We start from the raw sequence: 5,848 nt of genomic DNA on the forward strand, positions 1-5,848 counted from the left end.
CCGTGATTGAAATGGCCATTGGCGGTAAAACCGCGACCCAGCTATATGAAGGCGAGAAGAAATTTGATATCCGTATCCGCTATGACGAGAACTACCGTAAAACAGAAGACGATCTCGCCAACCTGATGGTGCCTACTATCAACAATAATAAAATACCGCTGAAAGAAATTGCGGAGATCAAAACCATTACCGGGCCGGCATTCATTTACCGCGATAACAACAAACGTTTTATAGGCGTGAAGTTCTCCGTGCGCGACCGCGACCTGGGCAGCACCATTGCTGAAGCACAGGCGAAGATCAACCGGGTGGTGAAACTGCCCAAAGGCTACAGTATTGGATGGACCGGTGAATTTGAAAACCAGGTACGCGCCACACAACGCCTGGGGCAGGTAGTGCCTATCAGCATCATTGCCATTTTCATGGTATTGTTTATTATGCTGGGCAGTGTAAAAGATGCAGGATTGGTACTGATGAACGTGCCTTTCGCGCTGATAGGGGGTATCCTGGCATTGCATATTACCAATATGAACTTCGGGATCTCTGCTGGCGTGGGCTTCATTGCATTGTTTGGGATCTGTATCCAGAACGGGGTGATCCTCATTTCCGTATTCCACAAGAACCTGGAGGCGAAACTATCGCTGAATGAATCCATCAGGCTGGGGGTGCAAAGCCGTGTGCGCCCTGTGGTAATGACAGCGATGATGGCCGCTATAGGGCTCATTCCTGCCGCCATATCACATGGTATCGGATCAGAAACACAGAAGCCGCTGGCGATTGTAGTAATTGGCGGGCTTATTACCGCAACGGTGTTAACCTTGCTGGTATTCCCCATCATTTTCTACGGCGCTTATAAAAATAAAAGAGACCAGATGTAGTCAACGAATTGCGTATAGCCGTTCGCTTTAGTAACAATACGAATGGGCATGCGCTGGGTTTTTAGTTCGCATATAGGTTGATAGAATGGTCATAAAAAAGAAAAGGCCGGGTTACTCCGGCCGATTCAATTTTATGGTCAGCTACTCCGCCCTGCCGAGAAGAAACAACGCGGGGCGGATTTTTTTATTCTATTTTTCTTCTTCTTGATTTATTGAACATCAGCCCTTTTTCCACGCCCCTGCGCAGTTCCGCCTGTTGTTCCGGTGGTAATGCGTGGGTAGTCTGACAGGCTTCACTGCAGCAGCCATTATATTTCTTAGCGCATGATTCGCACTGGATGAACAAGAGGTGGCAACCGTCGTTCAGGCAATTGGTATGACTGTCGCAAGGCTCGCCGCACTGGTGGCAATGACTGATAATATCATCGCTGATGCGCTCTCCGAGCCGGTCGTCGAACACAAAGTTTTTCCCCTTGAATTTAATAGGAAGCCCTTGTTGCCTTGCTTTGTTCGTATATTCAATGATACCGCCTTCCAGGTGGAATACGTTCTTAAAGCCGTTGTGCAGCATATAAGCTGAAGCTTTTTCGCAACGGATACCGCCGGTGCAGTACATGATGATGTTCTTGTCTTTCTGATCTGCCAGCATCTCCACTGCCATGGGCAATTGATCGCGAAAAGTATCCGAGGGCACTTCTATGGCGCCTTCAAAATGGCCCACTTCATACTCATAGTGATTCCTCATGTCCACGATCACCGTGTCCGGATCTTCTGTGAGTTTATTAAAAGTGCCGGCATCCACATAACGGCCGCGGTTGGCCATGTCGAAAGTGGGGTCTGTAATGCCATCGGCCACAATCTTCTCCCGTACTTTGATCTTCAGTACAAAAAAGGATTTGCCGTCGTCATCTACTGCAATATTCAACCGGATGCCATTGAGGAAGTCGATAGCATACAACTGTTGCTTAAACGCCTCAAAATGATGCTCAGGTACGCTCACCTGGGCATTAATGCCTTCATGGGCTACATAAATACGTCCGAAAGTACCAAGTTGGAAAAGCGATTCGTACAATTGATCACGGAATGCCTGGGGGTCGGGGATTTTTGCGTATTGGTAGAAGGAAACGGTAACGCGTTTAAACGTTTCGTTGGCCAGCCGGACTTTCAGTTCGGCGGCAGATACTCTGTTGTGTAATGCCATAATTGCTTGAAATTTTAAGGACGCCTGCGTCGCGAACAAAACTCCAATCAATTTTCTTTCATCTTAAAAGAACAATTGATTCAGGCCGCAAAGATAGCAAAATCCATTGAATATCAATAATGATAAGGATCTGATTCCTTTGCCCATTGATAAAGTACATGTACCGAAAACCAGGCTATAGCGCTGATAATGAAGATGTAACCGATAAAGCCGGGGGTTCTCAGTTCTGCCGCACCGGGCAGGTCATTTGTTTCAGTGATGTAGGCGGCCACAGCCAGGGCAATTCCCGACAACAGCGCAATGAGGGCTATTTTTCTCATACCGGGTGGTTCAAAAGGATGACAATCTGTTCTGGTATCAACGTGTGAGTAAAATGTGCACTGCGTTGGTCCAAAATGTATGTACCTTAATAACGTAATTAAGCAGCCAAAAGTTCAGCGTAGGTTTAAAAAATATTTATTTTTTTATAACTATTTGATAATTATTGTATATAACTTTGCAGATAAGTTACAACCCCAATTGGCACCCTTTTTGAAAAATGAGTTTCACGAGTAATATTGATTAACCCGAAAATGTTATGTTATGAGTATTTACATTACCTACTTTATTTATGCAGTTATTGGTATCTGGATTTACAGGCTGCTGGCTTATTTCTTTGACGAGAAGAAAGAAATAAAAAGCAGGAAGAAATTCTAAGACCAGTGAGATACGGGGATTTTTGTTACCTGGCAGGCAATATCAGGTGGTAACAGGGTCCCCGGAATTAGTATCGGTTAGTTTTTAGACTTCACCATACTACCCAGGATTCCCCCAAAGCCAACACGCACGCCTATACGGGTATCTTCTTTACTTTGGTAACCTGCGACTACATCTACCCTGATCATCTTGAAAATATTTTCGATGCCTCCGAAAACTTCCATATAGTTATTATCACTGTTTACGTAAAACGCATTGGCGCCAGCCACCAGGTTCCATTTCAACGTGTTCAGCAAAGGGATCTTGTTGGTAAGCAAGCCATTGAAATGATGTTCTACATTGGCGGTGGCGTAAAACGGTGCAGTAGTGCTGTACCGGTAATAAGGCGCCAGCTGGAAGCTGTTCAGGTATTTCATGTTGTAGAATGTTTGATTACCGTTGAAATGCTGGTAATCGGGAATCTGCACATTCCGGTCGTTCAGGAAACCTCCTACACCAATATGGTAGCGGAGCTCACCCAGCAGTTTGAAGTTCATATTATCCTGCACAGAAAAATTCCATTTGTCGAAATCAACAATGCTGTTCCCCACATTGGGGATGCCTTTGCTGTAACCTATAATGAAGGTGGGATATTTGGAACCAAAAGGAATTTTGCGATCGGGCAATTCCACAAATTGCTGCCCGGGCTGGAAGGTAAAGCTGGCATCCAGCACCAGGGCCTGGTGTTTTTCAAATGGCACGTTTGCCAGTTCATAAGGATGATTAGGCGTGAATTGTTTATTGTCGTTTTTAAAGATCACAAAATCGGTCGTGTTTTCCACCGGGTTCCTGCTTTCATAGGTAGCTCCCAGCGACAGCTTATCATTTGTCTGAAATGTACGGGTGTAGCGGAGTTTGCCGAACCAGTTTTCATACAGCTTCATATAGTTCTCCTTCAGGAACAGGGTATAAAACTCGTTGGCAATATTATCGATGGGATTATCCTGGTTGAATTGTGAAACGCGCTTCCCTCCTGCCAGCGACCAGTCGTTACGCCCAAAACGCTTATGCACCTTGCTGCGGTTGCTGAAATCAATTTGCGTATAGGCATTGAAGTGAGTATTGCTTAATCCATACCGCAGGAAGGGGGTAATGCGTAAACTGCTTTCTTCCCCGGTATAGATATTCAGATCAGGCTCCAGTGCAATCACCAGGCCTTCCACGGTGTTATACTTCAATAACTTCAACAGCCCTTTTACGCCCAGGGAGTTATACTGAATGGAGCTGTCGCGGCGGAAATAATACTTACGCTTCACGCCGTTCCAGAGCACATCCATTGCTTTAATGCGTGGTTGTTTATGTTGCAGGGAATCGAGGTGATAGCGGGAAAAGGATGAGTCGCGCGCAGCCTGCGCAATGCTGTCTTTTTCGTGGTAATCTTTTACCTCATCAGTTTCCAGTGGCACCGGCCGCACGCTGTCCCAGTATGCATGCGCCTGTTTATCGAAAGCGGAATCGTACTTTAGGAAAGTATTATCGAAGAACTTTGGCGGAAATTGCGGATGTACATTATAATCGGAGTACACATTTACAAAGCTCCCCCCCATACGGAAGCCAAATTTATTAAACGAGATTTGTATCACCTGGTCCTTTACACGCCATATATCTCCGGTAACAGGGACGTGAGTCTGTCGTATTTCCAGTGAATCCATCAGCTCCAGCTGGTATTCGCTGGTAAGGAGCAGCGCCGCGCTGTGAATGCGCCAGTCGCTGTCTGTAATAAAGATATGACCTGAAAACAGGGGCTCATGTTTACGGCGGGGAATAACCTGTATCTTGTTCACTGTTTTACCATCTTCTGTAAATGTACCTTCCAGGTGATATTTATAATAGGCCAGCGCATTTTCCGCAATAGGCGAAATATAGCCACGGGGCCCCATTTGCGTGATTACTGCGGACACGTTGTTATCATAAAAGCTGATGATGGCAGGAAAACTTAAACCGAAGCCACCGCCGCTTTTACGGGAGGAAATTACTTCCAGTTTGATTTTGTCTGGTTGCCTTGCAGATATTTTTGTTACTGATTCCGACAGGAAGATCATGCCTTTCCCGGAACTGTCGACCCCCATATCCTTCTTATCTATCTTCTGCCCCATAAACCTTCCGGGAACGTTTTTCATGCCGATGGTGCCTTTGATATACGACATGCAGGTATATTCCTTCACCTGTTCCTGGTAGAAGCGTCTTTTCTTAATGGCCTGACGGATGATCGCATATGCAGGATCTTCTCCATTGGCTTTTACCACTACTTCTTTTATCTGCATGTTCACTGGCTGCAGGCGGAAATCGAGCGTTTGCGTTGAGGCGTTTACGTTAACCGGGAGCTCTGTTCTTTTAAAGCCGATGTACTGGCATACAACGGTATATTGCCCGGGCGCCAGGTCAAGCTGGTACTGGCCTGCGGCATTGGTAGTAGTGCCGGTAGTGGTTCCTTTAATGAAAACGGTAGCAAATGGAAGCGGCTGATCTTTATCATCCGTTACGCGGCCTTTCACCACAAAAGCCTGGCAGTAGCTGGAAATGAAAATGCAAAACAGGGCAGACAGGTAATACTTCATATTCCAAATGTAACGGCGAACAGCTTACAGGTAATTGGCATAAACTGTTTTATCAGAATTTTAACAGCCTGGATAAGTAATCAGGCGGTCTTTTTAGGAGCACGGACAAACGCAGCGGAACTAGCGGCAAAACCAGCCACCAGTGCACCCAGAAACGAGCTAACCACTCCCATTAGCGGTGCGCTTCGTAGCTTCAATATCATTTCACTCATGCGGTTAGCCAGGAGGTGATCATTCCTTACGTCCATATAAAAGGCCAGGATCATCCATAATACAAAAATGCCCATGAAAGCGCTGAAGAACGATTTACCCGGAGATAAAGGCATCAGCAGGGTGACGAGAAAAGCGACGAGCGCTACACTCCACCAGGGCAGTATCATGCCTGCCGCATAAGCCAGGAGCAGGACGAGGAGAAAATGGGCAAAGGATTTCATGATTCTAATATAACGAGAAAAATTAAAACTAATGCGGAATTTGTC

The 5,848-nt window shown here is 45.9% G+C and carries 5 protein-coding genes; 1 reads left to right on the forward strand and 4 read right to left on the reverse strand.

Going from position 1 to position 5,848, the window contains the following annotated elements; translation table 11 throughout:
• Nucleotides 1-875 (forward strand): efflux RND transporter permease subunit (locus VIM72_RS22135; protein WP_332005002.1); only part of this gene is annotated, 875 nt, incomplete at its 5' end.
• Nucleotides 876-1,059: 184 nt separating this feature from the next.
• Here the strand turns inward: VIM72_RS22135 and VIM72_RS22140 are convergent.
• From VIM72_RS22140 to VIM72_RS22155, 4 genes are all read right to left on the reverse strand, one after another.
• Nucleotides 1,060-2,076 (reverse strand): rhodanese-related sulfurtransferase, encoded by a 1,017-nt coding sequence (locus tag VIM72_RS22140; protein WP_332005003.1) that lies wholly within the window; start codon nucleotides 2,074-2,076, stop codon nucleotides 1,060-1,062.
• Nucleotides 2,077-2,189: 113 nt separating this feature from the next.
• On the reverse strand, nucleotides 2,190-2,396 hold the full coding sequence (locus VIM72_RS22145; protein ID WP_332005004.1) for a hypothetical protein: 207 nt from the start codon (nucleotides 2,394-2,396) through the stop codon (nucleotides 2,190-2,192).
• A gap of 453 nt (nucleotides 2,397-2,849) precedes the next feature.
• Complete coding sequence (locus tag VIM72_RS22150) at nucleotides 2,850-5,369, reverse strand: DUF5686 and carboxypeptidase regulatory-like domain-containing protein (RefSeq protein WP_332005005.1); 2,520 nt, start codon at nucleotides 5,367-5,369, stop codon at nucleotides 2,850-2,852.
• Between the two features lie 80 nt (nucleotides 5,370-5,449).
• The gene (locus VIM72_RS22155) at nucleotides 5,450-5,803 is read right to left on the reverse strand and encodes a hypothetical protein (protein WP_332005006.1); all 354 of its coding nucleotides are present in this window, start codon (nucleotides 5,801-5,803) and stop codon (nucleotides 5,450-5,452) included.
• Nucleotides 5,804-5,848: the final 45 nt, after the last annotated feature.

It is taken from the genome of Chitinophaga sp. (assembly GCF_036569185.1).
Classification (GTDB): domain Bacteria; phylum Bacteroidota; class Bacteroidia; order Chitinophagales; family Chitinophagaceae; genus Chitinophaga.

Bases quoted from the DNA above. Each gene is read 5' to 3' on its own strand.
- VIM72_RS22140 (WP_332005003.1), bottom strand. From the start codon at position 2,076: ATGGCATTACACAACAGAGTATCTGCCGCCGAACTGAAAGTCCGGCTG.
- VIM72_RS22155 (WP_332005006.1), bottom strand. From the start codon at position 5,803: ATGAAATCCTTTGCCCATTTTCTCCTCGTCCTGCTCCTGGCTTATGCG.
- VIM72_RS22150 (WP_332005005.1), bottom strand. From the start codon at position 5,369: ATGAAGTATTACCTGTCTGCCCTGTTTTGCATTTTCATTTCCAGCTAC.
- VIM72_RS22145 (WP_332005004.1), bottom strand. From the start codon at position 2,396: ATGAGAAAAATAGCCCTCATTGCGCTGTTGTCGGGAATTGCCCTGGCT.